Here is a 21,904-nt window from a genome sequence, read left to right on the forward strand (position 1 = left end):
GCAGGATGCGGAGGTGACGTTATGATCAACATATTCATTGGATACGATCCTCGCGAAGCTATTGCCTATCATGTGTGTGCGAACAGTCTTGTCCGGCATTCAAGCGAAGTTCTTGCGATCACGCCATTGGCACTGAAGAATCTTGAAAGCTACCAGGAGACCCACAGCGACGGCTCCAACCAATTCATCTACAGCCGATTTCTGCTGCCTCATCTCATGAATTATTCTGGCTGGGCCCTGTTCATGGACGGCGACATGCTTCTGCGTGACGACATCGCCAAGCTTTGGGCTTTGCGGGATGAATCAAAAGCCGTGATGTGCGTTCATCACGACTACAAGACCAAGGCGACGACCAAGTACCTCGGCTCGACGAACGCCAATTACCCGCGCAAGAACTGGTCGAGCGTGGTGCTTTGGAACTGCGGCCACCCGGCCAACAAGGTGGTCACGCCGGAATTCGTCATGAATTCGACCGGCGCGCAGTTGCACCGGTTCACCTGGCTGGAAGACGACCTCGTCGGCGAAATCCCGAAGGTCTGGAACTGGCTGCCGGATGAATTCGGCCCCAACCCGGAAGCCAAGCTGCTGCACTGGACCCTGGGTACGCCATGCTTCCACGAATATGCGACCGCCCCCATGGCCAGCGAATGGCATCGGGAGAAATTCCTGAGCGATTTCAGCCTGCAACGCGTCATCGACGGTCCATTCGAGGACGAGATCGCATCGCCCGCGCAAAGCGTGGCAGCGGAATAACCGGCGAGCGACCGCCGGGCCAAAAGTGCCGTTCCCACCGGGCCTTCCGGCGGGGACGGCTTTTTTGTCGGTTTCATCCTCATGCGACGATCAACCCCGGCAGCACCGATCACTTTTCGGCACGTTTCCTTGAATGCAGGGCCGTCACCCCCCATCTGAATGAGGTGGATGTCAACCATGGATAGGACAATGACGACTGCAAACTGTTCGATCAAACCTGCATGGACCCCGGTGACCATCGGCCTGATGGTGCTGGGTTTCGTGGCCTTCTGGCCGCTTGGCCTTGCCATGCTGGCCTATATCCTGTGGGGCGACCGCTTCCACGGAATGGCTCGCGATGCGCGTGACCAGTGGCGGGCAAGCCCATTCAAGGGAGCAATGGATAACATGGCACAGGGAACGGCCTATGGCCGGACCGGCAACGTGGCGTTCGACGACTACCGCGAACGTGAACTGAAGCGGCTGGAAGAAGAACGCGCGAAGCTTGATGCCATGCGTGCGGACTTCGACGATTTCCTCCGCGAACTGCGCCGCGCCCGCGACCAGGAAGAGTTCGACCGGTTCATGGCGAACCGCGGACGGACCCCGGGCTCCGATCCCGCCTGAGGGATCCGAACCGTCCCGACACAGACCGAGAGCGGCGCCCCAAAGCGCCGCTTTCGTCCGTTTGGAGGGCGGGTTACTCTTGCCTTATCTGCCGATTCGTCCCTGTCATCGGAACCTTGAACCCTAATGCTGTTGCGCGCGCGCAAGAAACCCCTGCCGGACCACATCGAGCTTCAGGCTGACGGCATGCCTCTGCGCATCCGGCTGAGAGCGGACCCGCGCGCCAGGCGCTATCTGCTCCGCCTGCCGTCCGATTACTCCGGCCCGGTGCTGACCGTGCCGCGCGGCGGTGATCTGGAGCGGGCCGAACGGTTTGCCCGCCAGCATATCGGCTGGCTGCTGGAGCGGATGGAGGCCCGGCCGGACCATGTGCCGCTGCTTCCGGGACACATCATTCCCTTGCGCGGGCAGGACCATCGCATCGTCCCGACCGGAAAGCTGCGCGGCCTTGTCGAACCGGTCCGAAATGACGACGGTCATCCGGAACTCCGGGTGCCCGGAGCGGAAGAGCACATGCCGCGCAAGCTGACCACATGGCTCAAAGGCCAGGCGAAAGCGGATCTCAGCACCGCCGTCACCCTGCATGCGGCGAAAATCGGCAGGCCGGTCAAGGCGATCACCATCCGGGATACGAAAAGCCGCTGGGGCTCCTGCGCGTCTAACGGCAGCCTGTCCTTTTCCTGGCGGCTCATTCTGGCGCCGCCGGAAATCCTGGACTATGTCGCCGCCCATGAGGTGGCACACTTACGGGAAATGAACCATTCCGCCCGGTTCTGGCGCATTTGCGAAGAGCTTGCCCCGCATACCCGCCAGGCCCGCGCCTGGCTGAAGGAAAATGGGCAGCGGCTGCACGGATACGGATAGGTCCGGTTTCGATAAAATCGGCGGTCAGGCCGTTTCGGCCATCACCCAGTCCCGGTAATCCGCATTCACGAAGTCCACCGGAACACCCAGAATGCTTGGAGTTTCGTAAGGGTGGATGGAGCGCACGGCTTCGACGATCTTGTCGAACAGGTCTTCCCGCGTTTTCACGACCAGCGGAATTTCAGGCTCAAACTCGACTGTGCCCTTCCAGCGGTAGCTGCTTTCGACCGGCTGATGCTTGTTGGCGCAGGCCGCCAACCGCAAGTCGATCAGGGACTCGGCGATGCTGTCCGCCGTTTCATCGTCCGGACAGTTGATCCAGATTTCCAACACGCGCATGGTCATGCCTCCGAGCGATGGCCTAACCGCCGAACAGCGACTTGAGCAGGTTGAGCGGTCCGCGCGGCCGCCGGTCGTCTTCGGCAGAGCTGCCGTTTTCACCCACGTTGCCGGGCGGAAGAGGCGCCCCCGCCTTGGCGACCGGGGTTGCCACATTGAGGGCCGGATCGGGAACACCCGAGAGGCTTGCGACCGGCAGGCCCTCATGCTCCTTTTCCATGGTGTTTTTCCAGATCACCGCCGGCAAGGATCCACCCGTGGCCTTTTTGGTCGGCGAATTGTCGTCGTTGCCGAGCCAGACTGCCGTGGTGAGATTGCCGGTGTACCCGATGAACCACCCGTCGCGGAAATCCTGGCTCGTGCCTGTCTTGCCGCCAGCGGGACGGTGATCGCCAAGCTGGGCTTTTTTGCCGGTCCCGGTCAGAAGCGTTTCCGACATCATCGCGTTCATCTGGCGGACGTATTGGCGGTCGACGACCCGGCCGGGCCCGTCACCCTTGCGTGAATAAAGCTGTTTGCCATCCACCGTCTTGATCCGTCGAATGATATGCGGCAGCACGCCATAGCCGCCATTGGAGAAAGGCACATAAGCGCCTGCGATTTCCAACGGCGTGACTTCGGAGGTTCCCAGCGCAATCGACAGGTTGGGCTTCATGTCCGAGGTAATGCCGAGCCTTTTGGCGGTCTTGGCGACAGTCTTGGGCCCGACTTCATAGGCCAGGCGGGCGGCCACCGTGTTGAGCGACATGGCGAGCGCCTGGGTCAGCGTGACCGGGCCGTAGTATTTCTTGGTGTAGTTCTGCGGCGTCCAATCCTTGAACCGGATCGGCTGATCCTGGCGGACGGTCTCCGGGGTCATACCGGCTTCCAAAGCCGCCAGATAAACGAACGGCTTGAACGCCGAGCCGGGCTGACGCTTGGCATAGACGGCACGATTGTACTGGCTCTTGGCATAGTCGGCGCCGCCAACCATGGCGCGGATCGCGCCCGCGGTATCGAGTGTGACGACGGCCCCCTGGGAAACGCCGTATTTGGTCCGGTTTTCCGAAATCGCCGTGCGCAAGGCCTCCTCGGCGGCATGCTGCATGTTCAGGTCGATGGTGGTGTCGACAATGATGTCGCCGTCGAAGGAGCCGACGTAATGGGGCAGCATGTCCATGACATAGTCGGCGGCGAAGTTTTCGCTGGCCGTGACATAGCGGCGGACGGCGGTTGCCGGTGCCGCCAGCGCACTCGCGGCTTCCTTGTCGGAGATAAAGCCTTCCTGGTTCATGGCCGTGAGCACGAGCTGGGCACGGGCTTCTGCCAGATCCGGGTTGCGGGTCGGAGAATAGCGCGACGGAGCTTTCAGGACGCCGGCCAGCGTCGCGGCCTCGGCAATGGTCAGGAGGCGTGCGGATTTACCGAAATAACGCCGGGCGGCCGCATCGATGCCATAGGCCCCGGAGCCGTAATAGACCCGGTTCAGGTACATCTCCATGATCTCGTCTTTGGAGAATTTCGCCTCCAACCAGATGGAGAGCACCAATTCCTGCACCTTGCGCTTAAGGGTCCGGTCCGGTTCCAGAAACAGGTTCTTGGCAAGCTGCTGGGTCAGCGTGGAGCCCCCCTGGACCAGATTGCCGGATGTCAGGTTCACATAGACCGCCCGAACAAGCCCGAGCGGATCGAGGCCGAAATGGGAGCGAAACCGGCGATCCTCGATGGCGATAACCGCGTTCGGTACGTAAGGCGGCAGCTGCTCGAGCCGGACGGCCTCGCCGCCGGTATCGCCCCGGTTGGCGATCAGCGCACCGCTGGCGGAGACGATCTTCACATTAGGCGGGCGGGCTGGAACCTTCCATTCGGAGGTCGGCGGCAGATAGGCGGCGTAGTAGGCGATGAAGCCAACGGCAAATATACCGGCCCAGATGCCGAGGACACAGCTCCAGTAAAAGGCGCGTTTGAAGAACCGGGCCGTACCGGCCCCCATCCGGGACCGGAAATTCCTTTTCCGTGAAGACGACCTTCTGCTTCCGCCGCCCTTGCGACCGGTAGCAGGTTTCCGGCCGGCTGGCTTTCTGCCTGCCGGTTTCTGGTTTGCTGCCTTCTGACTGGATTTCGCCGGTGCCTTTTTCGGTTTCGGAGCGGTTTTCTTCGCCGAAGGCGCCGCAGCGCGATCCCGCGCCGAAGGGCGCAGGTTGAGCATGCCGCCGCGATCGTCACCGAAAATCGGCTCGATCCGCTTTGCGCTTTTCGCCTTGCGTGTCATGGCACACGAACATCCCGTACCGACCATCGGCATTTCTGCCCTTGGTCCCCGCAATGACCATAGATTGCGGCAATTTAAGGGGGCGTTAAGGTTGGGGGCGTGCAGACGGTCGGAATGGGCGCTGGCAGGGTCCGGTAAAAGCGGCTAGGACAGACGCTGAAAAATCAATTGGGAGAACGGTTTTATGGCCAAGGCTTATTGGGTCGCCCGCGTCGACGTGCAGGACCCGGACGCTTACAAGAACTATGTCGCGGCAAACGCCGAGGCCTTCAAGAAATACGGTGCCCGCTTCCTCGTGCGCGCAGGGCGGTTCGAGACCATGGAAGGCAGCTCCCGGTCCCGCAATGTGGTGATCGAGTTCGACAGCTACGACCAGGCGATGGCCTGCTACAAGTCGTCGGAATATGCCCGGGCAAAGGCTCTGCGCGATGCCGCCTCTGAAGGGGATCTGGTCATTGTCGAAGGCTACGACGGACCGCAGCCTTCGGACTGATCGTTCCAGTGGGGCTGACGGACGCCTTGCCTTCAGGCGTATCTGACTTGACCGTCAGGCCGCGTAGCGGCTGGCGTCCGCGCCATAGTAGTTCACATAGCGGGAATTCAGTTCCGACACCGGCATGATGATCAGCACATCGGTCGTTCCGAACTGGTGATCGACCACGGCGCCGTCGCCAATGAAGGCGCCGAGACGCAGGTATCCCTTGACCAGCGGCGGCAGGGCGCGCAGCGCTTCCTTCGGATTGACGCCGTCCGCCGGCAGGCGGTTCATTTCCACATAGCGCTCCGGCAGGGCCGCGGCACGCCAGTCTTCCGGCGCCCGGGCATTGTGGTGCAGGAAGGCAAGCTGATCCGCGATGGACTCCGGATTGGTGCCTTCGATCGAGGCGCAACCGAGCATGACGTCGATCTTGTGCATCAGGATATAGGACCAGATGCCGTGCCACAGCAGTTCGACCGTCTTCTTGTTGCGGTAGGGCTTGAGCACGCAGGAGCGGCCGAGCTCCAGAAACCGCTTGCCCGGATTGGCGTCGATCAGCTTCTGAATGTTGAATTCGCCCGAAGTGTAGAACCCGCCGTGCTGATCGGCGATTTCCTGACGCAGCAGGCGGTAGGTGCCGACGATTTCCGGTTTCAGGCGGCCAAGCTTGTTGCGCTTCAGCGAAGAATGATCGACCACCAGCATGTGATCACAGAAGGCGTCATAGGGATCCGCATCCCGGCGGGTCGCCAGGGTCTGCGCATCGGCAATGGCCGACATTTCCTCGTAGAAGACCTTGTAGCGCAACCGCTGCGCCATCTTCACTTCGCGGAAGCTGCGGGCGAGGCGGACTTCCAGCGATCCGATCCGGCCGAGGCTTAGGCGGAAACGCAGCACGTCCAGACCGGCGGCTTCCGACTGCAGCCCGACGGAGCGGATCTGCATCGGCAAACCTGCCGGTGCGATTTTTTGAACGAGTTTCCTCGGCGAAAACATGCCCGACCGCATCATGGATGTTCGGCCCCTATATCGTTGTTTCCTAAAGCCGCAAGTGTTTCACGGCTTGAACTCTGTTTCACTTGCGGTTTTGACTTTGCCACGACAGTAGCTGCGAGAACGCTGCAACTATAACTGATCCTGCCGTAAAACACAGTTTTCCGACAAATGGATGACACTTGATCAATTCAGCAGGATTGCCGCCCTGTTTGACCCATTTCCTTATCACAAATGACAAGGACCGTCCTGCTCAAAATCGGGCAGTGGTGCGAATCAGATTTCCGCGAGGCGACGGCGGAATCAGAGTTTTCAGGCGAACCAGGGCATCGCACAGGGCATCCGCCGACAGCGGTTTGGTCAGATAGCCCCGCGGCGCCCTCTTTTAGCGGCCTTTTCGCGCGCATCGCGCATGACATCGGCGGTGACCATCAGGATCGGCACCGGAGGTCTCCCCCCTTGCTGCTCCTGTTCGCGGATCTTGCGGATGGCACCGATCCCGTCCAGGCCCGGCATATGCAGATCCATCAGGGACCGCATCGAAATCGGTCGATGCGGCCGCCTCGACGGCCTTTTCGCCATCGGTGACCACGGTCGGCTCGTGACCCAGCTTGCGCAGCAGCGCCTCGCCTCAAAAGGCGATTGATATCATTGTCTTCGGCAACGAGCAGCCTGAGCGGGCGAACCGGCGTCCTGCTCCGGAGGACTTCCAGATCGCCCGAATGGGCTTCGGCGCCTGCTTCCCACAGGTGCTGGTCCGGCCCGGCCTCTTCCAGGAGGCCGCCAATGACCTGGGACAGGGTTTCATTCCGCACCGGCCGGATCAGATAGGCGGCGAAACCTGCTTCGCGCAGCCGCTCCAGCCTGTCCCGCTCGGGCGGGGCAATCATGACGACGGCCGGCGCCTGGCAACCCGCCAGCCGCGCGCTCACCAGCCAGCCACCGCTGTCGGCAACCGAGCCATTGTCAATCATTATCAGATCGGCCGTGGCCATATGTTTCGGTCAGATCGGCAGACCCCGGCATCCGCAACGCCACCTCGGCGCCCTCGAATTCCAGCCGCTCGCGCAAAAGCGCACCTTCCAATCCGCTGGCGCTGACGATCACGATCGACTTGCCGGCGACGCTCGAGGCGGTCGCCATATCGCGGAAGACAAGGTCTTCCGGCACCGGCACGACCACCTTGAACACGGCGCCCCTGGATTTCTCCGAGGTCGCCTCGATCGATCCGCCCATCAGGCGCGTCAGGCGCTGCGCAATGGCAAGGCCAAGGCCCGGTGCCACCGAATTTTCGGGCCGGACCGTGGTCGACCTGCTCGAACTCCCGGAACAGGCGATCGGCCTCCGCCTTGTCGAACCCGATACCGGTGTCCATGACGGAAAATTCAAGGAAACTGCCGCCGTCCGGATTTCGCCGGCCGTCGATGCGGATGGCGACCCCGCCTTCATCGGTGAACTTGATGCCGTTGCCGGTCAGGTTGAACAGGATCTGGCGGACGCGGCTGGCGTCGAGGGTGACGGTCTCCGGCAGGCTCGGATGGAACCGGGCGCCGATTTCCAAGCCTTTCGCCTGAGCCTTGGGCGCCAGCAGTTCCACCACGCTTTCCACCAGCGGCGCCAGGCGCACGGGGGCCGCCTGAATTTCCAGCTTGCCGGCCTCCACCTTGGAAAAGTCCAGCACTTCGTCCGATCAACATGAGGAGCGTTTTCGCCGGAGGTTTCGAGCGCCTCGATTATAGGCCGTCTGTTCCCGGGTCAGGCGCGTATCGCGCAGGAGGGCCGCCATGCCGAGAACCCCGTTCAGGGGGGTGCGGATTTCGTGGCTGACGGTCGCCAGAAAGCGGGATTTCGCCTCGTTGGAGCTTTCCGCCGACTGACGCGCGGCCAGGAGCTCTTCCTCAATCAGCCGGCGTTCGGTGACGTCGCGCAGGACCGTCTGCGTCAGTGGCTGGTCGCTGATGGTGTCGCGCACGCTGACGTCGATGCGGGAAAACCAGCGCGGCCCATCGACCGTCTGCAGATGAAGATCACCGAAGGCAATTCCGTGCTCCGATGCCTTTTTCCTGGGTTTTGTCGCCGTCGCCGATAACCGGCAGGCGCAGCGGTTCGCCGATCACCGGTGACTGATCTGCCCCGAACGCATTGCGGCCGCCGCATTGGCGTAGACCACGGCGCTGTCCGCATCCCGACGCACCACAATATCGCCGAGCGCGCTCAGGATGCTGGCGTTGCGTTCATCGGATTCTCTCAGTTCCCCAGGTGCGGTCCCTTCCAGTTCCTCGCAGCGTTGCATCAGCCGCCGGATCTTGACGTCCCTGACCGCAATGGCCGCCTCCATCGCGCGCCCTGTCGTCGGCAAACAGACGCCAGACGGCGAGGCCGCCGGCGAAAAACGCCAGGCACACGGAGACAAGCGACGCATAGGACCCACCGGCCGCCAACAAAAAGGCCCCCGATCACCCAGCAACGGCGCCGATCACCGCGATAAGCATCAGGGCTCTGGAGGGTGTCTCGGAAGCCGGCTGCTCTCGCCCGTCGCTCTCAAACCCAATCCTGCGTTCCGGTATCGGATTCCGGGTTCGCTTGGCGGGGTTTCAGGCCGACTCGTGCGCCGTTTCGGCAGCCCCGATGTGACCATCGGATACCGGCTCCGCTTCGGACGGCTTCACCCTCTGCCGGGCACGGCTTTCGTTCTTCAGGACCAAGACGGATACTCGCAACTGGCGTCATTGTCCCGGTCAGAATTACCGATAACCTTTGATAAACCGTTTCTGGAATGAGGTTTCTTTCGCTCCGTCCACGCGTCCGTCGGATCATTTCCCAAGCAGGCGCTTTGCTTCCGGGACGGCGAATTCAAGCACGACCTTGAGCGAAGTCCTGCCAGCTCTCGGGGTCGTTTGTAGCGGCCGGCAAAGGACGCAACCACCAAGCCGGGGTCCGGCTGCACGGTCAGCCTCTGGCCGCCATTTCCGACGGCGATCGCGATGGTGTGATCGCCGCTGCCCGCGAGATACCAGAGGTATCCGTATCTGGTGAAATCGTTTGATCTTCACACGCGGCTCAAATGAGCGCTTCAGCCAGTCGGCCGGAACCAGCTGGCGTCCTCCATAGTCTCCGCCATCGGCGATCACCTGCCCGATCTTCACCAGATCCGGTAGGGTCAAACGCAAACCCGAATGCGGCCGAGGGCTCCCCATCCGCACCAGCAATCCATTCAAATGTCTGCGATTCCCAGAGGGGCGAACAGCTTTTCCTTCGCGTAAGTATCCAGCGGCAGGCCCGTGCCGTTTTCGAATCAGCTTGCCGATCAGAGCCGTCGCCCCGCCGCTGTAGATCCAGCTTTGTCCGGGCGCTTCGCGGATCGGCTGTTCCAGTACGTAGCGATAGCGGTCCGTCGCCCGCTCCATGGCAATTTCACTATTGCGCGGGTCGCTATAGGGAAGGTCTTCGTTCCATTCCAGCCCCATCTGCATCGACAGAGCATGGCCGACAAGGATGCGGTCCCGCCCGGGCTGCTCCATCAGATCGGGATTACTGCGGGAACTGCGCATAAAGTAGCGCCTCCGGCCCCGGAACCTGTTTTCAGCCAAGGCTATTCCGTAGAGCAGGCCACCACCGATTTCGTCACCGAACGCAGGTCGTGCAGGTTATCCGGACCATGATCGTGAACGCCCAGAGGCTCACCCCAACGCTCATCCTCGCCCGGGAATAGACTTCAGCCAGCCGCCGGCCCCTAAAGTCGACGATTGCGCCATGCAGGGCCGGGCAATTCGTTCGCCTTGAAACCGGCTTGCAGCTTCTGATCGAGCGTTTGCGCGCGGGACGGTGCCATGAAAACGATCAAGGACAGGATTGATAGAGCGAGCAGGCAAACGGCCTTGCCGCACATTGGTGAGCTACAAAAACGGAAATGCATCGTCGATCCGACAAGGAAAATTGGCTGCCGGCAGGATGCATCAGGCCGGCCGGACGAGCAAGCTGGCGACCGAGCGATTTCCAGGGTTCGCCGTTTTCAAGCCGCCTGACGGGCCATGTCCTCGCCACGGGTAGCTCAGGGCCTCGGCCAGATGGATACGGCCGACGGTGTCGACGCCGTCCAGATCGGCAAGGGTCCGGGCGAGCTTCAGGACCCGGTGGTAGCCGCGTGCGCTCAAGGCCAGGGTTTCCGCCGCCTCGCGAAGGAAGGCGAGGCCCTTGGCGTCGGGGGCGGTGATCTGTTCCACGACGGAAGCCGGGGCCTGGGCGTTGGTGGCGGCACTCACCCCCAGCGCACGGAAGCGGTCGCGCTGGATCTCGCGGGCAGCAGCCACCCGTTCGGCGACCGTGGCGGAGGGTTCCGACGTGCCCGGGCGGATCAGGTCGGCGGCGGTGACGGCCGGGACCTCGATCCTGAGATCAATCCGGTCGAGCAGAGGGCCGGAGACGCGGGCCTGATAATCCGCGGCACATCGTGTGCCACGCCGGCACTGGTGGCCCGGTTCACCCGCATGACCGCAGCGGCAAGGGTTCATGGCGGCGACGAGCTGGATGCGGGCGGGGTAGGCGACCCGGTGATTGGCCCGTGCAATGACCGCCTCGCCGGTTTCCAGCGGCTGGCGCAGACTGTCGAGCACCTGCGGCGTGAATTCCGGCAGTTCGTCCAGGAAAAGAACCCCGTGGTGCGCAAGCGAGACCTCGCCCGGTTTCGCGCGCATGCCGCCACCGACGAGGGCGGCCATGGAAGCGGGTAGTGATGGGGCGCGCGGAACGGGCGCCGGTCGGAGAGCCGCCCATCGGCCAGTTCGCCGGCCAGCGAGGCGATCATGGAGACTTCAAGCAGTTCCCTTGGCTGCAGCGGCGGCAGGATCGACGGCAGGCGGCTTGCCAGCATGGACTTGCCGGAGCCGGGAGGACCGACCATAAGCAAGTTATGGCCGCCGGCAGCGGCGATCTCGAGCGCGCGGCGCGCGCTTTCCTGGCCCTTGACCTCCGCCAGATCCGGCAGGCCGGCCGGAGTGCCCTGGAGTTTGGGCACCGGCGGCGATAGCACCTGGGTGCCCTTGAAGTGATTGGCGAGCTGGATCAGGGAGCGAGGCGCGAGGATGCTCATGTCTTCCGCGGCCCAGGCGGCTTCCGAGCCGCAGGCGGCGGGGCAGATCAGGCCCTTGCCGATGGCATTCGCCCCCATGGCGGCAGGCAGGACGCCGGCGACCGGGGCCAGCATGCCGTCGAGGCCGAGTTCCCCCAGCACCACATAGTCAGCCAGCATGTCGGCCGGAATGGCGCCGATGGCCGCCATCACGCCCAGCGCAATCGGCAAATCGTAGTGGGAGCCTTCCTTGGGCAGGTCCGGCCGGGGCCAGATTGACTGTCACGCGTTTGGCGGGAAGCGCCAGTCCGGAGGCATGAAGCGCGGCGCGCACCCGCTCCCGGCTTTCGGCCACCGCCTTGTCCGGCAGGCCGACGATGGTAAAGGCGACCATGCCCGGCCCGATCTTCACCTGCACATCGACAGGAAGGGCCTCGATGCCCTGAAAGGCCACAGTCGTTACTCGGCTGACCATCGCGTTCACTCCACCCTAAGATGTTGCCAACGATAAGACAGCCTACGGGAGATAGCAAGAACAGAAGAGGAACATTATTGCAGTCTGAACGATAATCGCCGAAACGGAGACAAGGCGGTTAGTGCGCCTCGTCCCAGTTGTCGGCGGCGCGGGCGTCGACCTGGAGGGGAACAGAGAGTTTCAGGGCCGGTTCGGTCGCTTTCTCCATAACCTCGGTAATGACGGGGATGGTCTTGTCGACCTGGTCCTCCGGCACCTCGAAAATCAGTTCGTCGTGCACCTGCAGGAGCATCTGGGCGTCCAGCTTTGAATGCTGCAGCCTGTCCTCCATCCGCACCATGGCGCGGCGGAGGATGTCGGCGGCAGACCCCTGGATCGGCGCATTGATCGCCGCCCGCTCGTAGAAGGCACGCATGTTCGGGTTGTTGGTGTTCACGTCCGGATAATGAGCCTTGCGGCCGAAGATGGTGGTCACGTAGCCGTTGGCGTGGACTTCCTTCTTGATCGCTTCCATGTAGTCCTTGATCCCGGGAAAGCGCTCGAAATAGGTCTTGATGTAGTCGCCGGCCTCGCCGCGCGAAATGCCGAGCTGGGCGGCAAGGCCGAAGGCGGAAATGCCGTAGATGATGCCGAAGTTGATCGCCTTGGCGCGGCGGCGGACCATTGGGTCCATGTCCTTGATCGGAACGCCGAACATCTCACTCGCCGTCATGGCGTGAATGTCGAGCCCGTCCTCGAATGCCTTCTTCAGCTGCGGAATGTCCGCCATGTGGGCGAGCACCCGTAGCTCGATCTGGCTATAGTCGGCCGAGATCAGCTTCATGCCCTTTTCCGCGATGAAGGCCTTGCGGATCTTGCGGCCTTCCTCGGTCCGGACCGGAATGTTCTGCAGGTTGGGTTCCGACGAGGACAGGCGGCCTGTGGTGGTCGCCGCCAGCGAATAGGAGGTGTGAACCCGTTTCGTCTGCGGATTGATATAGCCGGGCAGGGCGTCGGAATAGGTCGACTTCAGCTTGGAGAGCTGGCGCCAGGAGACGATCCCCGAAGGCAGTTCATGGCCTTCGGCGGCGAGATCCTCCAGAACGGAGGCGGAGGTGGACCAGGCGCCGGTCTTGGTCTTCTTGCCGCCGGGCAGGCCCATCTTGCCGAACAGGATGTCGCCGAGCTGTTTGGGCGAGCCGATGTTGAAGTTTTCGCCGGCAAGCTCGTAGATCTCGTCTTCCAGCGCCGCCATGCCTTGGGCGAAATCGCCGGAGAGCCGTGACAGCATCTGCCGGTCGACGGAAATGCCGCGCTTTTCCATGCGCGCCAGCACCGGCACCATGGGCCGTTCCAGGGTCTCGTAGACGGTCGCCATGTGCTCGGAAGCAAGCCGCGGCTTGAGGACCTGCCACAGGCGCAGGGTCACGTCGGCGTCCTCGGCGGCATAGGCGGTCGCCTTGCCGATTTCCACCTTGTCGAAGGTGATCATCGACTTGCCGGAGCCGCAGATCTCCTTGAACGGGATCGGCTTGTGGCCGAGCCAGCGTTCCGACAGTTCGTCCATGCCGTTGCCGCCCTTGCCGGCGTCGAGCGCATAGGACAGCAGCATGGTATCGTCGAAGGCGGTCACGTCGACGCCGTAGCGGGTCATGATCAGCCAGTCATATTTCAGGTTCTGCGCGATCTTCAGGACGGCGCGGTCCTCCAGCATGGGCTTGAGGATGTCTATCGCCTCGGTCAGCGGGATCTGGCCCTCGACCAGTCCGCCGCCACCAAGCAGATCGCCTTCGCCGTCCACATGGCCAAGCGGAACGTAGCAGGCCTTGCCCGGCGCGGTCGCAAGCGAGACGCCGACCAGGTCGGCCTGCATGGCGTCGAGCGACGTGGTTTCGGTGTCGAAGGCCACGAAGCCGACCTCATAGGCGTCTGCGACCCATTCCTTCAGACGTTCCGGCGTGGTCACGGTTTCATAGGCGCTGGTGTCAATCACCGACGACCGTGCCGCTTCGGCACGGGCATCGGCCACGGTCTGCGGCACCATCATGTCGCCGTCCGCCGGTGCATCGTCTTTCGCGGCAGCGGCTGCCTTGCCGCCGCCCGCCGCAGGCGAATTTTCCATCAGCCGGCCCTTGTGGTCGGGCACATCCCAGCCGGGAACCTCGAAATCGGCGGGTTCGATATTGGCGAGTTCCGCACCGGTCGTCTCGGCGACGCGCTTGGTCAGGGTGCTGAAGCCCAGCGCCTTCAGGAAACCTACCGCCTTCGGCCCGTTGACCTCCGTCACGGCGAAATCGGTGACCGGCACTTCGACCGGAACGTCCTGTTTCAGCGTCACAAGCTCTTTGGAAATACGCGCCTGGTCGGCGAATTCGATCAGGTTTTCCCGGCGCTTGTTCTGCTTGATGGTGTCGGCCTTTGCCAGCAGGGATTCCAGATCGCCGAACTCGTTGATCAGGAGGGCGGCGGTCTTCAGGCCGATGCCCGGAACGCCGGGCACGTTGTCGACGCTGTCGCCGGCAAGCGACTGAACCTCGATCACCTTGTCCGGACCGACGCCGAATTTCTCGAACACCTCGGCCTCGCCGAAGATCTTGTTCTTCATGGTGTCGATCATGCCGACCTTCGGCCCGATCAGCTGCATCAGGTCCTTGTCGCCGGAAACGATGGTCACCCGTGCGCCCATTTCGGCGGCCTGACGGGCATAGGTCGCGATCAGGTCGTCGGCCTCGAAGCCCTCCTGCTCGATGCAGGGAACCGAAAACGCCTCCGTTGCCCGGCGGATCAGGCCGAACTGGGGAACCAGGTCTTCCGGCGGATCGGGCCGGTGGGCCTTGTATTCGGGATAGATATCGGTCCGGAAGGTCTTTGCCGAATGGTCGAATATAACGGCAAAATGGGTCGGCTCGTCGCCCTTTTCCGAGGTCAGCCCCTCTTGCAACAGCTTCCACAGCATGTTGCAGAAGCCGGCGACCGCGCCGACCGGCAGGCCGTCGGGCTTGCGCGTCAGCGGCGGCAGCGCGTGATAGGCGCGGAAGATGAAGGTGGAGCCGTCGACCAGGATCAGGTGGTCATCGGCGGTGAGGGCGGGGGCGGAGCTGTTCGTCGACATGCGGCGGATCATGCCCGCACGGGACGGCGGAGGAAAGGGGAAATCCGCACTTTCCTCAGGGGGCGTGGCCCGGCTTTAACTTTTTTGTATCGGGCAGTTTTGCGGCGTCAGGACCGCCCGTCCTCGGATGACCAGGGGCTGATGCGGTTTGTCGGTCCCTTGGCGGAAGGTTCTCCGTCGGTCCTGGACCAGTCCTCCTCGTCCAGATCAACCACGCCCTCCTCCCGGCGATAGCGGGAGCCGCCCTGGACGACGACCACGTCGGATCGGGAAATGATAAACCGGGCCAGCATGTCGCGGACCGGCGGGATAAACAGCAGAAGACCGATGGCGTCGGTCACGAAACCCGGGATCAGCAGCAGGAGGCTTGCGATCACGATCATCGCGCCGTGCATCATGTCCTTGCCCGGCACGCGGCCGGCATCGAGTTCCGACTGCATCCGCATGACGAGCGACAGGCCCTGCTGGCGCAGCATCAGGGTTCCGGCCACGGCGGTGAGGACGGTCAACAGAACCGTCGGCAGGACGCCGATGGCGCTACCGACCCAAATGAACACCGAGATTTCGATCAGAGGCAGCAAAATGATCGCCGCCAGGATGTAAAGGATCACGGAAACTCCATCTTTTTTGCTGGTACTCCAGGGTACGGACCCTAGGCCACACCGTCATTAAACAGGCTGAAATGGTAGGGATGAATTTGTTCGGATACAAGGCGCGAAACTGCAGGAAACCATCCGGTATTGGCGTTCCGCCCTCTGACGAGTGGCAAAGTTTTGCAACGATGCAGCCGGTCAAATTCACCCTATCCTGAAGGGACGCAAAAACGGCTTCGATCTGCCGCGTCAAACCGCTCAACCGGGCAGAAAGCCCGCTTTTCGCGCTTTTCCTTGCAGCTCATCGCCGTTTGCTGCGCCATTTCGGCCTGTTTAATGAGGGTGTGGCCTAGCCTAAGGTAAGCATCTGGGATAGGGATTGCGAGCGGTCGTGACGAATTGACCGGCGTTTTGGGTAAAAACCTTCTTGCTCTCTGCACTGGATGCTGGTTCAAGGACCCCCTACATATATTTGAGATGGGAGTTGACCGGGCACAGGGCGCTGAAAGGGCGGTTCGCAGCGGGGTCGGCTCCAAGGATGAAGCCGGTAGCAGCAAATGAACGAAATCTTCGACGTTTATAATCTTATCTTCCTCGCACTGGCTGTGTTCATCATTTTCCGGCTGCGCTCGGTTCTGGGCAAACGCACCGGCAAGGAACGGCCGCCGTTCGATCCCTATTCCAAGACGGAACGCCAGGAGAAGCCGCAGGCTGGCCAGACCCAGGGCGACAACGTCATCCCGATGCCTGGTCCGGCCGATGCTGCTCCTGCCGATTTCAACGAACGGCCGAGCGAAGACATGGTGATCGAAAAGGTCGCCCCGGCCGGCACCGCACTGAACGACGCGCTGCGCAAGATCCTGTCCGTGGACCGCACTTTCGAACCGGAGCCTTTCCTTGAAGGGGCCCGTGGCGCCTATGAAATGATCGTCATGGCGTTTGCGGAAGGCGACCGGAAGGCTCTGAAGTCGCTTCTTTCCAAGGATGTCTACGAAGGCTTCGTTTCGGCCATCGACGACCGCGAAAAGCGCGGCGAAACCATCGAATCCACGTTTGTCGGCATCGATCGCGCCGAAATCGTCGAAGCCGCGCTGAAGGGCAACACGGCCCAAGTCACCGTCAAGGTGCAGAGCCAGCTGATTTCCGCGACCCGAGACAAGTCCGGCGAAATCATCGACGGCGACCCGAACAAGGTCACCGAAGTGGTCGATATCTGGACCTTCGCCCGGGACACGACCTCGCGGGATCCGAACTGGAAACTGGTGGCAACCGAATCCGCCGAGTGAGGACGTGGCCGGCTGCCGTTGCGGACGAAAGGCCGGATTGGCCACGCTCGGCCTGCTGCTGGCGCTTTGCGATCCGAACGTCCCGGGCTCCCTGACCGGTAAAGCCGCCGCCATGTCCCCTGACCATGCTTCCCTGCCGACGATGACCGAGATTGCCTTTGGCGCCATTCCCGGCTGGAAAGAGGACGATCAGGGCAAAGCGCTTGCGGCCTTCTTGCGCTTCTGCGCGCCGCCTTTTCCTTTTTTAAAGGCAGAGCCGTTCGGGCTTACGGAAGAAAAAGCGGCAGATCTCTGCTGGGACGCATCAAAGGTGCCGGCATCCGACCGGGATGCGGCCCGATCGTTTTTCGAGACCCGGTTCACCCCCTTCCGGATCGATGCAAGCGGATTTGTGACCGGTTATTTCGAACCGGAACTGCCCGCCTCGCGCGTCCGGACACCAGAGTTTTCCGTTCCCCTGCTAAGAGCGCCTGCGGGACTTGAGGCCGTTACCGACGCCAATCGTCCCGAAGACTGGCCGGACGGCCTGAGCCACGGCCGGCGGACAGACAAAGGTCTGGTTCCGTTTCCCGACCGGGGCGCGATCATGGATGGCGCGCTTGCCGATGAGCATCTGGAACTGGTCTGGCTGGCCAATCCCATCGATGCCTATTTCGTTCACGTCCAGGGCTCCGCGCGGCTGCGCCTGACCGACGGCTCGGTGATGCGGGTCGGATACGCGGGCAAGGCGGGCTATCCCTATACGTCCATCGCCCGCGTCCTGGTGGAGCGCGGCGAGGGCACGCCGGAAGAGCTCACCATGTCCGGCCTTCGCAAGTGGCTGGAGGACAACGCGGACCGCCGGGACGCGCTGTTCAAGGAAAACCGGTCCTTCATTTTTTTCCGGGAAGTGACGCTTGAAAACCCGGAGGACGGGCCGATCGGTGCGGCCGAGCTGCCGCTGGTGGCCGGACGCAGCCTCGCGGTCGATCCGCGCCACATCCCCTATGGAATGCCGGTCTTCGTCTCCGCCGGAATTCCGGATCCGGAAAGGCCGGAAACACAATTCGGCCGGCTGTTGATCGCGGACGACACGGGATCCGCCATTCGCGGTCCTGCTCGCGGCGATATCTTCACCGGCTCCGGCGACCGGGCCGGAGAGATCGCCGGGGAAATCCGTCACCAGGCGGAAATGATCCTGCTCCTGCCTAGGGGTAAGTCTCGATGACTTCCGAGAAACGGCGGAAAAAGGGGCAGCTTTCCCCGGAGGACCGGGAAATCTGGGCCAAGGTGACCAAGACCCTCACCCCGTTGCATCCCGAACGACAGGTCATGCCCGAGCTGGACGATGCCGGGCTTTCCCCACCCGAAGCGGAAAAGCAGAAACGCAAGGCAAAAACGGCAACAGCGATCCGCACGCCGCCGGCGCAGCCGAAACCCGCCCCGCCGCCGCCGCTGCATACCCTGGAACACCGGTACCGCAAAAAGCTCGTGCGCGGGGTCAAACCGATCGACGGCCGGATCGACCTGCATGGCCTGACCCAGCATCAGGCCCATGGCCGCCTGCGCCACTTCCTCCATTCGGCGCAGGCGCAAGGTCACAAGGTGGTCCTGGTGATCACCGGCAAGGGCGGCGGAGGTTTCATGGACGAACGCGGCGTTCTCAGGCGGGTTGTGCCACAATGGCTTGCCATGCCAGACATGCGGTCGGTGGTTATCGGTTATGAAGAAGCCCACGCGAGCCATGGCGGCTCCGGCGCGCTTTATGTCCGAATTCGCAGGAAAAGGTGAGATCCGTGACACCTCTGGGCGCAAAAATTCGGGAATTGCGGGCCAAACGCGGCGTTTCCCTCAAGGAAATGGCCGCAGCCCTGTCGGTCTCCAGTGCCTATCTTTCGGCTCTCGAGCACGGCAAGCGCGGCAAGCCGACCTGGTTTCTGGTCCAGAGGATCATTACCTATTTCAACGTCATCTGGGACGAGGCGGAGGAGATCCAGCGCCTCGCGGAGCTTTCCGATCCGAAGGTGACGATCGACACCGCCGGGATGGATCCGCAGGCGACCGAACTGTCCAACCAGCTCGCTGCTAAGATCGGCGGCCTGTCACCGGAATCCCTTGCCCATCTCCTGCACCAGTTGCGTGTTGTCGCCGCAAAAGACGGGATCTAGGTCGTATTCCTGTTGTGTGAATAGGCCCTGGTCTTTACAGGGCGTTATCCGCCACTGCGTTATAAGATGCCTGAGAGAGCCGGCCTTCCGCTGCTCCCGCCGACGAAACCAAGAACGGGCATGGACCCACAAAAACAATGACCCTGACCAAAGACGACCTCGCCGGCCTGATCGATTCCACGGCGCTGCGCCAGAAACTCACGGACCTGACCAAGGCCAGTGACGGCGACGGGTCGGATCTGAAGACCCGTTCGGCCGTTCTCGGCGAGTTGAAAGAGGCCATGAAAGCCGGCCGGGCCGTCGCGGAAGAGCGCCTCAACGAGGACGGCGGCGGCATGATATGCGCCCAGCGCCTGTCCTTTCTTCAGGACGAGCTGATCCGGGTCATCTACGATTTCGCGCTCTATCACGTCTACCGGATCAAGAATCCCTCGACCGCCGAGCGCATGGCGGTCGTTGCCGTCGGCGGTTACGGACGGGGAACACTGGCACCGGGATCGGACGTCGACCTGCTGTTCGTCCTTCCCTACAAGCAGACTCCGTGGGGCGAGCAGGTCGTGGAGTATATCCTCTACATGCTGTGGGACCTCGGGCTGAAGGTCGGCCACGCGACCCGTAACATCGACGAGTGCATCCGCCTGTCGAAAAGCGACATGACCATCCGCACCGCCATCCTGGAGGCGCGCTATATCTGGGGCGACGAACCGCTGTTCGACGATCTCGTGTCCCGCTTCGACGACGAAGTCGTCAAGGGAACGAGTTCGGAGTTCATCGAGGCCAAGCTGCAGGAGCGCGACGAGCGGCACCGCCGCCAGGGAACCTCGCGTTACCTGGTCGAGCCGAACATCAAGGAAGGCAAGGGAGGGTTACGCGATCTCAATACTCTGTTCTGGATCGCGAAATACCACTACCGGGTCCGCCAGCAGTCAGATCTGGTGAAAAAGGGCGTGCTTTCGCGTGGCGAATATCGCCGGTTCATCAAATCGGAAGACTTCCTGTGGGCGGTTCGCTGCCACCTGCATTTCATGACCGGGCGCGCGGAGGAGCGACTTTCGTTCGACGTGCAGCGGGAAATCGCCATCCGGCTCGGCTACACCCAGCATCCGGGCATGAAGGATGTCGAGCGCTTCATGAAGCACTACTTCCTGGTGGCCAAGGACGTCGGCGACCTCACCCGCATCCTGTGCGCGGCGCTGGAAAACCAGCACGTAAAGGAACCGGAGGGCAAGGGCTTCACCGGATTGATGCGGCGGCTGCGCACTGGCCGGCCGAGCGATGCGCCCCGTCCGGTGGAGGGAACGAACAGCTTCATTATCGAGAACAACCGGCTGAATGCGGTTTCGGACAAGGTCTTCGTCGACGATCCGACCAACCTGATCCGGGTATTCCAGCTTGCCGACAAGCACGGCTACTACCTGCATCCGGAACTGACCAAGCTGATCCGCCGGTCGCTCAAGCTCGTCGATGGCAATCTGCGTAACGATCCGGAAGCCAACCGGCTGTTTCTTTCGGTCCTGACCTCGCGCAACTCGCCGGAAAAGACCCTGCGCAAAATGAACGAGACCGGCGTTCTCGGGCGGTTCGTGCCCGATTTCGGCAAGGTCGTCGCCATGATGCAGTTCAACATGTACCACCACTATACGGTGGACGAGCACCTGATCCGGTCCATCGGCATTCTCGCCCAGATCGAGCGCGGCGATTCGGGCGAGGATCATCCGCTCGCAACGGACCTGATCCGGACGCTGCAGAGCCGGAAACTGCTCTATGTGGCCATGTTCCTGCACGACATCGCCAAGGGTCGGCCGGAAGACCATTCGATCGCCGGCGCCCGGATCGCACGCAAATTGTGCCCGCGTTTCGGATTGAACGGCGCGGAAACGGAGACCGTCGCCTGGCTGATCGAACATCATCTGGACATGAGCACGATCGCCCAGTCCCGCGATCTTTCCGATCCGAAGACCATCAACGACTTCGCCAAGCTGGTGCAGTCGATGGAGCGGCTGAAGCTGCTGCTGATCCTGACCGTTGCCGACATCCGCGCCGTCGGTCCCGGTGTGTTCAACGGCTGGAAGGGCCAGCTGCTGAGGACGCTCTACTACCAGTGCGAACCGCTGCTGAGCGGTGGTCACAGCAAGATCTCCCATCATCAGGCGGTCGAACAGGCCAAGCAGGAGCTCCTTGGGCAGATCGGCCACTGGCCCGAAAAGGCGCGCAAAACCTATGCGGACCGGCATTATGCCGCCTATTGGCTGCGGTGTGCGCCGGAACGCCGGCTGCACCATGCGGAACTGATCCGGAAGGCGGACGAGGCGGGAGAACCACTTGCCTTCGACGTCCGGCCGCACTCGTTTGAAGGGGTCACGGAAATCACCGTGCTGGCGCCGGACCATCCGCGTCTGCTGCAGACCATTGCGGGCGCCTGTTTCACCACAGGTGGCAACATCGTCGATGCCCAGATCGATACCACCACCGACGGCTTTGCCCTGGACACCATATTCATCAGCCGCGAACTCCCCGGCGATGAGGATGAACGCCGGCGCGGCGAGCGGATCACCGGGCTGATCGCGAAATCGCTGACAGGCGAAGCGCAGCTGCCGAAGGCCGTGGCCACGAAAAACCCGGTCAAGGGCCGCATGAAGGCCTTCAATGTCGAAGCGGATGCACTGGTCAACAATTCCTGGTCCGACGACTACACGGTGCTGGAAATTTCCGGCCTCGACCGTCCGGGCCTGCTTTATGACCTGACCCGGGCGATCGCGACCCTGAACCTCAACATTGGCTCCGCGCATATTTCGACCTTCGGCGAACGTGTCGTCGACGTTTTCTACGTCACCGACCTGACCGGTCAGAAAATTGCCAATGTCGGCAGGCAGGAAATCATTCGCGAACGGTTGATCGCCGCCGTCAACGGAGATGTGGAGACCAATCCGGCCGCCCCCATTTCGCGCCGGGCTTCCTGA

General features: G+C 62.4%; 22 protein-coding genes and 2 pseudogenes. 9 read left to right on the forward strand and 15 right to left on the reverse strand.

Translation table 11 applies throughout. The features are described 5' to 3' along the window. Window positions 1-21 precede the first annotated feature (21 nt). The 3 genes from ABIN98_RS18240 (at window position 22) to ABIN98_RS18250 (ending at window position 2,223) form a co-directional block, all read left to right on the forward strand. Window positions 22-753: a glycosyltransferase gene (locus ABIN98_RS18240; protein ID WP_346911998.1), complete on the forward strand. Its 732-nt coding sequence runs from the start codon at window positions 22-24 to the stop codon at window positions 751-753. A gap of 189 nt (window positions 754-942) precedes the next feature. After that, entirely contained in the window at window positions 943-1,359 is a 417-nt protein-coding gene (locus ABIN98_RS18245) for a DUF2852 domain-containing protein (protein ID WP_346911999.1), read from the forward strand. A gap of 126 nt (window positions 1,360-1,485) precedes the next feature. Continuing rightward, the gene (locus ABIN98_RS18250) at window positions 1,486-2,223 is read left to right on the forward strand and encodes a SprT family zinc-dependent metalloprotease (RefSeq protein ID WP_346912000.1); all 738 of its coding nucleotides are present in this window, start codon (window positions 1,486-1,488) and stop codon (window positions 2,221-2,223) included. A 24-nt stretch (window positions 2,224-2,247) separates the two neighbouring features. Here ABIN98_RS18250 and cutA read toward each other — a convergent pair whose 3' ends face one another. Both cutA and ABIN98_RS18260 read right to left on the reverse strand, forming a co-directional pair. After that, complete coding sequence (gene cutA / locus ABIN98_RS18255) at window positions 2,248-2,562, reverse strand: divalent-cation tolerance protein CutA (protein ID WP_346912001.1); 315 nt, start codon at window positions 2,560-2,562, stop codon at window positions 2,248-2,250. A 22-nt stretch (window positions 2,563-2,584) separates the two neighbouring features. Further along, a complete protein-coding gene (locus tag ABIN98_RS18260) occupies window positions 2,585-4,813 on the reverse strand; it encodes a PBP1A family penicillin-binding protein (RefSeq protein ID WP_346912002.1) in 2,229 nt (742 codons plus the stop codon). 184 nt (window positions 4,814-4,997) lie between these two features. Here ABIN98_RS18260 and ABIN98_RS18265 point away from each other — a divergent pair, with 184 nt between their 5' ends. Continuing rightward, window positions 4,998-5,306 (forward strand): DUF1330 domain-containing protein, encoded by a 309-nt coding sequence (locus ABIN98_RS18265; protein WP_346912003.1) that lies wholly within the window; start codon window positions 4,998-5,000, stop codon window positions 5,304-5,306. A 54-nt stretch (window positions 5,307-5,360) separates the two neighbouring features. Here the strand turns inward: ABIN98_RS18265 and ABIN98_RS18270 are convergent, their stop codons facing one another. From ABIN98_RS18270 to ABIN98_RS18330, 13 genes and pseudogenes are all read right to left on the reverse strand, one after another. Continuing rightward, window positions 5,361-6,302 (reverse strand): GNAT family N-acetyltransferase, encoded by a 942-nt coding sequence (locus ABIN98_RS18270; RefSeq protein WP_394701551.1) that lies wholly within the window; start codon window positions 6,300-6,302, stop codon window positions 5,361-5,363. Window positions 6,303-6,644: 342 nt separating this feature from the next. Then, window positions 6,645-6,812 (reverse strand): response regulator, encoded by a 168-nt coding sequence (locus ABIN98_RS18275; RefSeq protein ID WP_346912005.1) that lies wholly within the window; start codon window positions 6,810-6,812, stop codon window positions 6,645-6,647. Then, a complete protein-coding gene (locus ABIN98_RS18280; protein WP_346912006.1) occupies window positions 6,812-7,258 on the reverse strand; it encodes a hypothetical protein in 447 nt (148 codons plus the stop codon). Before ABIN98_RS18280 ends, ABIN98_RS18275 begins: the two co-directional genes overlap by 1 nt. Further along, window positions 7,251-7,568 (reverse strand): ATP-binding protein, encoded by a 318-nt coding sequence (locus tag ABIN98_RS18285; RefSeq protein ID WP_346912007.1) that lies wholly within the window; start codon window positions 7,566-7,568, stop codon window positions 7,251-7,253. The genes ABIN98_RS18280 and ABIN98_RS18285 overlap by 8 nt, the downstream gene beginning before the upstream one ends. A 49-nt stretch (window positions 7,569-7,617) precedes the next feature. Continuing rightward, window positions 7,618-7,965, reverse strand: a pseudogene (locus tag ABIN98_RS18290) (ATP-binding protein); the annotation flags it as partial. Window positions 7,966-7,974: 9 nt separating this feature from the next. Next, window positions 7,975-8,256, reverse strand: coding sequence for a histidine kinase dimerization/phospho-acceptor domain-containing protein (locus ABIN98_RS18295; RefSeq protein ID WP_346912008.1), 282 nt, complete (start codon window positions 8,254-8,256; stop codon window positions 7,975-7,977). 141 nt (window positions 8,257-8,397) lie between these two features. Next, window positions 8,398-8,622, reverse strand: coding sequence for a hypothetical protein (locus tag ABIN98_RS18300; protein WP_346912009.1), 225 nt, complete (start codon window positions 8,620-8,622; stop codon window positions 8,398-8,400). A 475-nt stretch (window positions 8,623-9,097) separates the two neighbouring features. Next, window positions 9,098-9,835, reverse strand: coding sequence for a hypothetical protein (locus ABIN98_RS18305; RefSeq protein ID WP_346912010.1), 738 nt, complete (start codon window positions 9,833-9,835; stop codon window positions 9,098-9,100). A 405-nt stretch (window positions 9,836-10,240) separates the two neighbouring features. Then, on the reverse strand, window positions 10,241-11,002 hold the full coding sequence (locus ABIN98_RS18310) for an ATP-binding protein (RefSeq protein WP_394701552.1): 762 nt from the start codon (window positions 11,000-11,002) through the stop codon (window positions 10,241-10,243). A 71-nt stretch (window positions 11,003-11,073) separates the two neighbouring features. Further along, window positions 11,074-11,562 (reverse strand): annotated as a pseudogene (locus ABIN98_RS18315) (ATP-binding protein); the annotation flags it as partial. Further along, window positions 11,522-11,827, reverse strand: a complete 306-nt coding sequence (locus tag ABIN98_RS18320; RefSeq protein WP_394701553.1) for a magnesium chelatase domain-containing protein — start codon at window positions 11,825-11,827, stop codon at window positions 11,522-11,524. The pseudogene ABIN98_RS18315 and the gene ABIN98_RS18320, both read right to left, overlap by 41 nt. A 118-nt stretch (window positions 11,828-11,945) precedes the next feature. Then, window positions 11,946-14,930, reverse strand: a complete 2,985-nt coding sequence (gene polA, locus ABIN98_RS18325; protein ID WP_346912011.1) for a DNA polymerase I — start codon at window positions 14,928-14,930, stop codon at window positions 11,946-11,948. Between the two features lie 95 nt (window positions 14,931-15,025). After that, on the reverse strand, window positions 15,026-15,529 hold the full coding sequence (locus tag ABIN98_RS18330; protein ID WP_346912012.1) for an FxsA family protein: 504 nt from the start codon (window positions 15,527-15,529) through the stop codon (window positions 15,026-15,028). Between the two features lie 539 nt (window positions 15,530-16,068). Here ABIN98_RS18330 and ABIN98_RS18335 point away from each other — a divergent pair. The 5 genes from ABIN98_RS18335 to ABIN98_RS18355 all read left to right on the forward strand — a co-directional run bounded on the left by ABIN98_RS18335 (window position 16,069) and on the right by ABIN98_RS18355 (window position 21,904). Next, window positions 16,069-16,797 carry a Tim44/TimA family putative adaptor protein gene (locus ABIN98_RS18335; RefSeq protein ID WP_346912013.1) on the forward strand — a complete coding sequence of 243 codons (729 nt, stop codon included), beginning with the start codon at window positions 16,069-16,071 and terminating at the stop codon, window positions 16,795-16,797. A gap of 37 nt (window positions 16,798-16,834) precedes the next feature. Next, a complete protein-coding gene (locus ABIN98_RS18340) occupies window positions 16,835-18,004 on the forward strand; it encodes an MltA domain-containing protein (protein WP_346912014.1) in 1,170 nt (389 codons plus the stop codon). After that, complete coding sequence (locus ABIN98_RS18345; RefSeq protein ID WP_346912015.1) at window positions 18,001-18,567, forward strand: Smr/MutS family protein; 567 nt, start codon at window positions 18,001-18,003, stop codon at window positions 18,565-18,567. Before ABIN98_RS18340 ends, ABIN98_RS18345 begins: the two co-directional genes overlap by 4 nt. Window positions 18,568-18,572: 5 nt before the next feature. After that, on the forward strand, window positions 18,573-18,944 hold the full coding sequence (locus ABIN98_RS18350; protein WP_346912016.1) for a helix-turn-helix transcriptional regulator: 372 nt from the start codon (window positions 18,573-18,575) through the stop codon (window positions 18,942-18,944). A 137-nt stretch (window positions 18,945-19,081) separates the two neighbouring features. Further along, window positions 19,082-21,904: a [protein-PII] uridylyltransferase gene (locus tag ABIN98_RS18355; protein WP_346912017.1), complete on the forward strand. Its 2,823-nt coding sequence runs from the start codon at window positions 19,082-19,084 to the stop codon at window positions 21,902-21,904.

The organism is uncultured Roseibium sp., assembly GCF_963675095.2.
Classification (GTDB): domain Bacteria; phylum Pseudomonadota; class Alphaproteobacteria; order Rhizobiales; family Stappiaceae; genus Roseibium.

Excerpts from the sequence above, each read along its gene's own strand:
- polA (WP_346912011.1), bottom strand. The coding sequence starts at position 14,930 with ATGATCCGCCGCATGTCGACGAACAGCTCCGCCCCCGCCCTCACCGCC.
- ABIN98_RS18320 (WP_394701553.1), bottom strand. The coding sequence starts at position 11,827 with ATGGTCAGCCGAGTAACGACTGTGGCCTTTCAGGGCATCGAGGCCCTT.
- ABIN98_RS18240 (WP_346911998.1), top strand. The coding sequence starts at position 22 with ATGATCAACATATTCATTGGATACGATCCTCGCGAAGCTATTGCCTAT.
- ABIN98_RS18335 (WP_346912013.1), top strand. The coding sequence starts at position 16,069 with ATGAACGAAATCTTCGACGTTTATAATCTTATCTTCCTCGCACTGGCT.
- ABIN98_RS18270 (WP_394701551.1), bottom strand. The coding sequence starts at position 6,302 with ATGATGCGGTCGGGCATGTTTTCGCCGAGGAAACTCGTTCAAAAAATC.
- ABIN98_RS18275 (WP_346912005.1), bottom strand. The coding sequence starts at position 6,812 with ATGGATCTGCATATGCCGGGCCTGGACGGGATCGGTGCCATCCGCAAG.
- ABIN98_RS18345 (WP_346912015.1), top strand. The coding sequence starts at position 18,001 with ATGACTTCCGAGAAACGGCGGAAAAAGGGGCAGCTTTCCCCGGAGGAC.
- ABIN98_RS18245 (WP_346911999.1), top strand. The coding sequence starts at position 943 with ATGACGACTGCAAACTGTTCGATCAAACCTGCATGGACCCCGGTGACC.
- ABIN98_RS18250 (WP_346912000.1), top strand. The coding sequence starts at position 1,486 with ATGCTGTTGCGCGCGCGCAAGAAACCCCTGCCGGACCACATCGAGCTT.
- cutA (WP_346912001.1), bottom strand. The coding sequence starts at position 2,562 with ATGCGCGTGTTGGAAATCTGGATCAACTGTCCGGACGATGAAACGGCG.
- ABIN98_RS18305 (WP_346912010.1), bottom strand. The coding sequence starts at position 9,835 with ATGCGCAGTTCCCGCAGTAATCCCGATCTGATGGAGCAGCCCGGGCGG.
- ABIN98_RS18300 (WP_346912009.1), bottom strand. The coding sequence starts at position 8,622 with ATGGAGGCGGCCATTGCGGTCAGGGACGTCAAGATCCGGCGGCTGATG.
- ABIN98_RS18265 (WP_346912003.1), top strand. The coding sequence starts at position 4,998 with ATGGCCAAGGCTTATTGGGTCGCCCGCGTCGACGTGCAGGACCCGGAC.
- ABIN98_RS18355 (WP_346912017.1), top strand. The coding sequence starts at position 19,082 with ATGACCCTGACCAAAGACGACCTCGCCGGCCTGATCGATTCCACGGCG.
- ABIN98_RS18280 (WP_346912006.1), bottom strand. The coding sequence starts at position 7,258 with ATGATTGACAATGGCTCGGTTGCCGACAGCGGTGGCTGGCTGGTGAGC.
- ABIN98_RS18310 (WP_394701552.1), bottom strand. The coding sequence starts at position 11,002 with ATGGCCGCCCTCGTCGGTGGCGGCATGCGCGCGAAACCGGGCGAGGTC.
- ABIN98_RS18260 (WP_346912002.1), bottom strand. The coding sequence starts at position 4,813 with ATGACACGCAAGGCGAAAAGCGCAAAGCGGATCGAGCCGATTTTCGGT.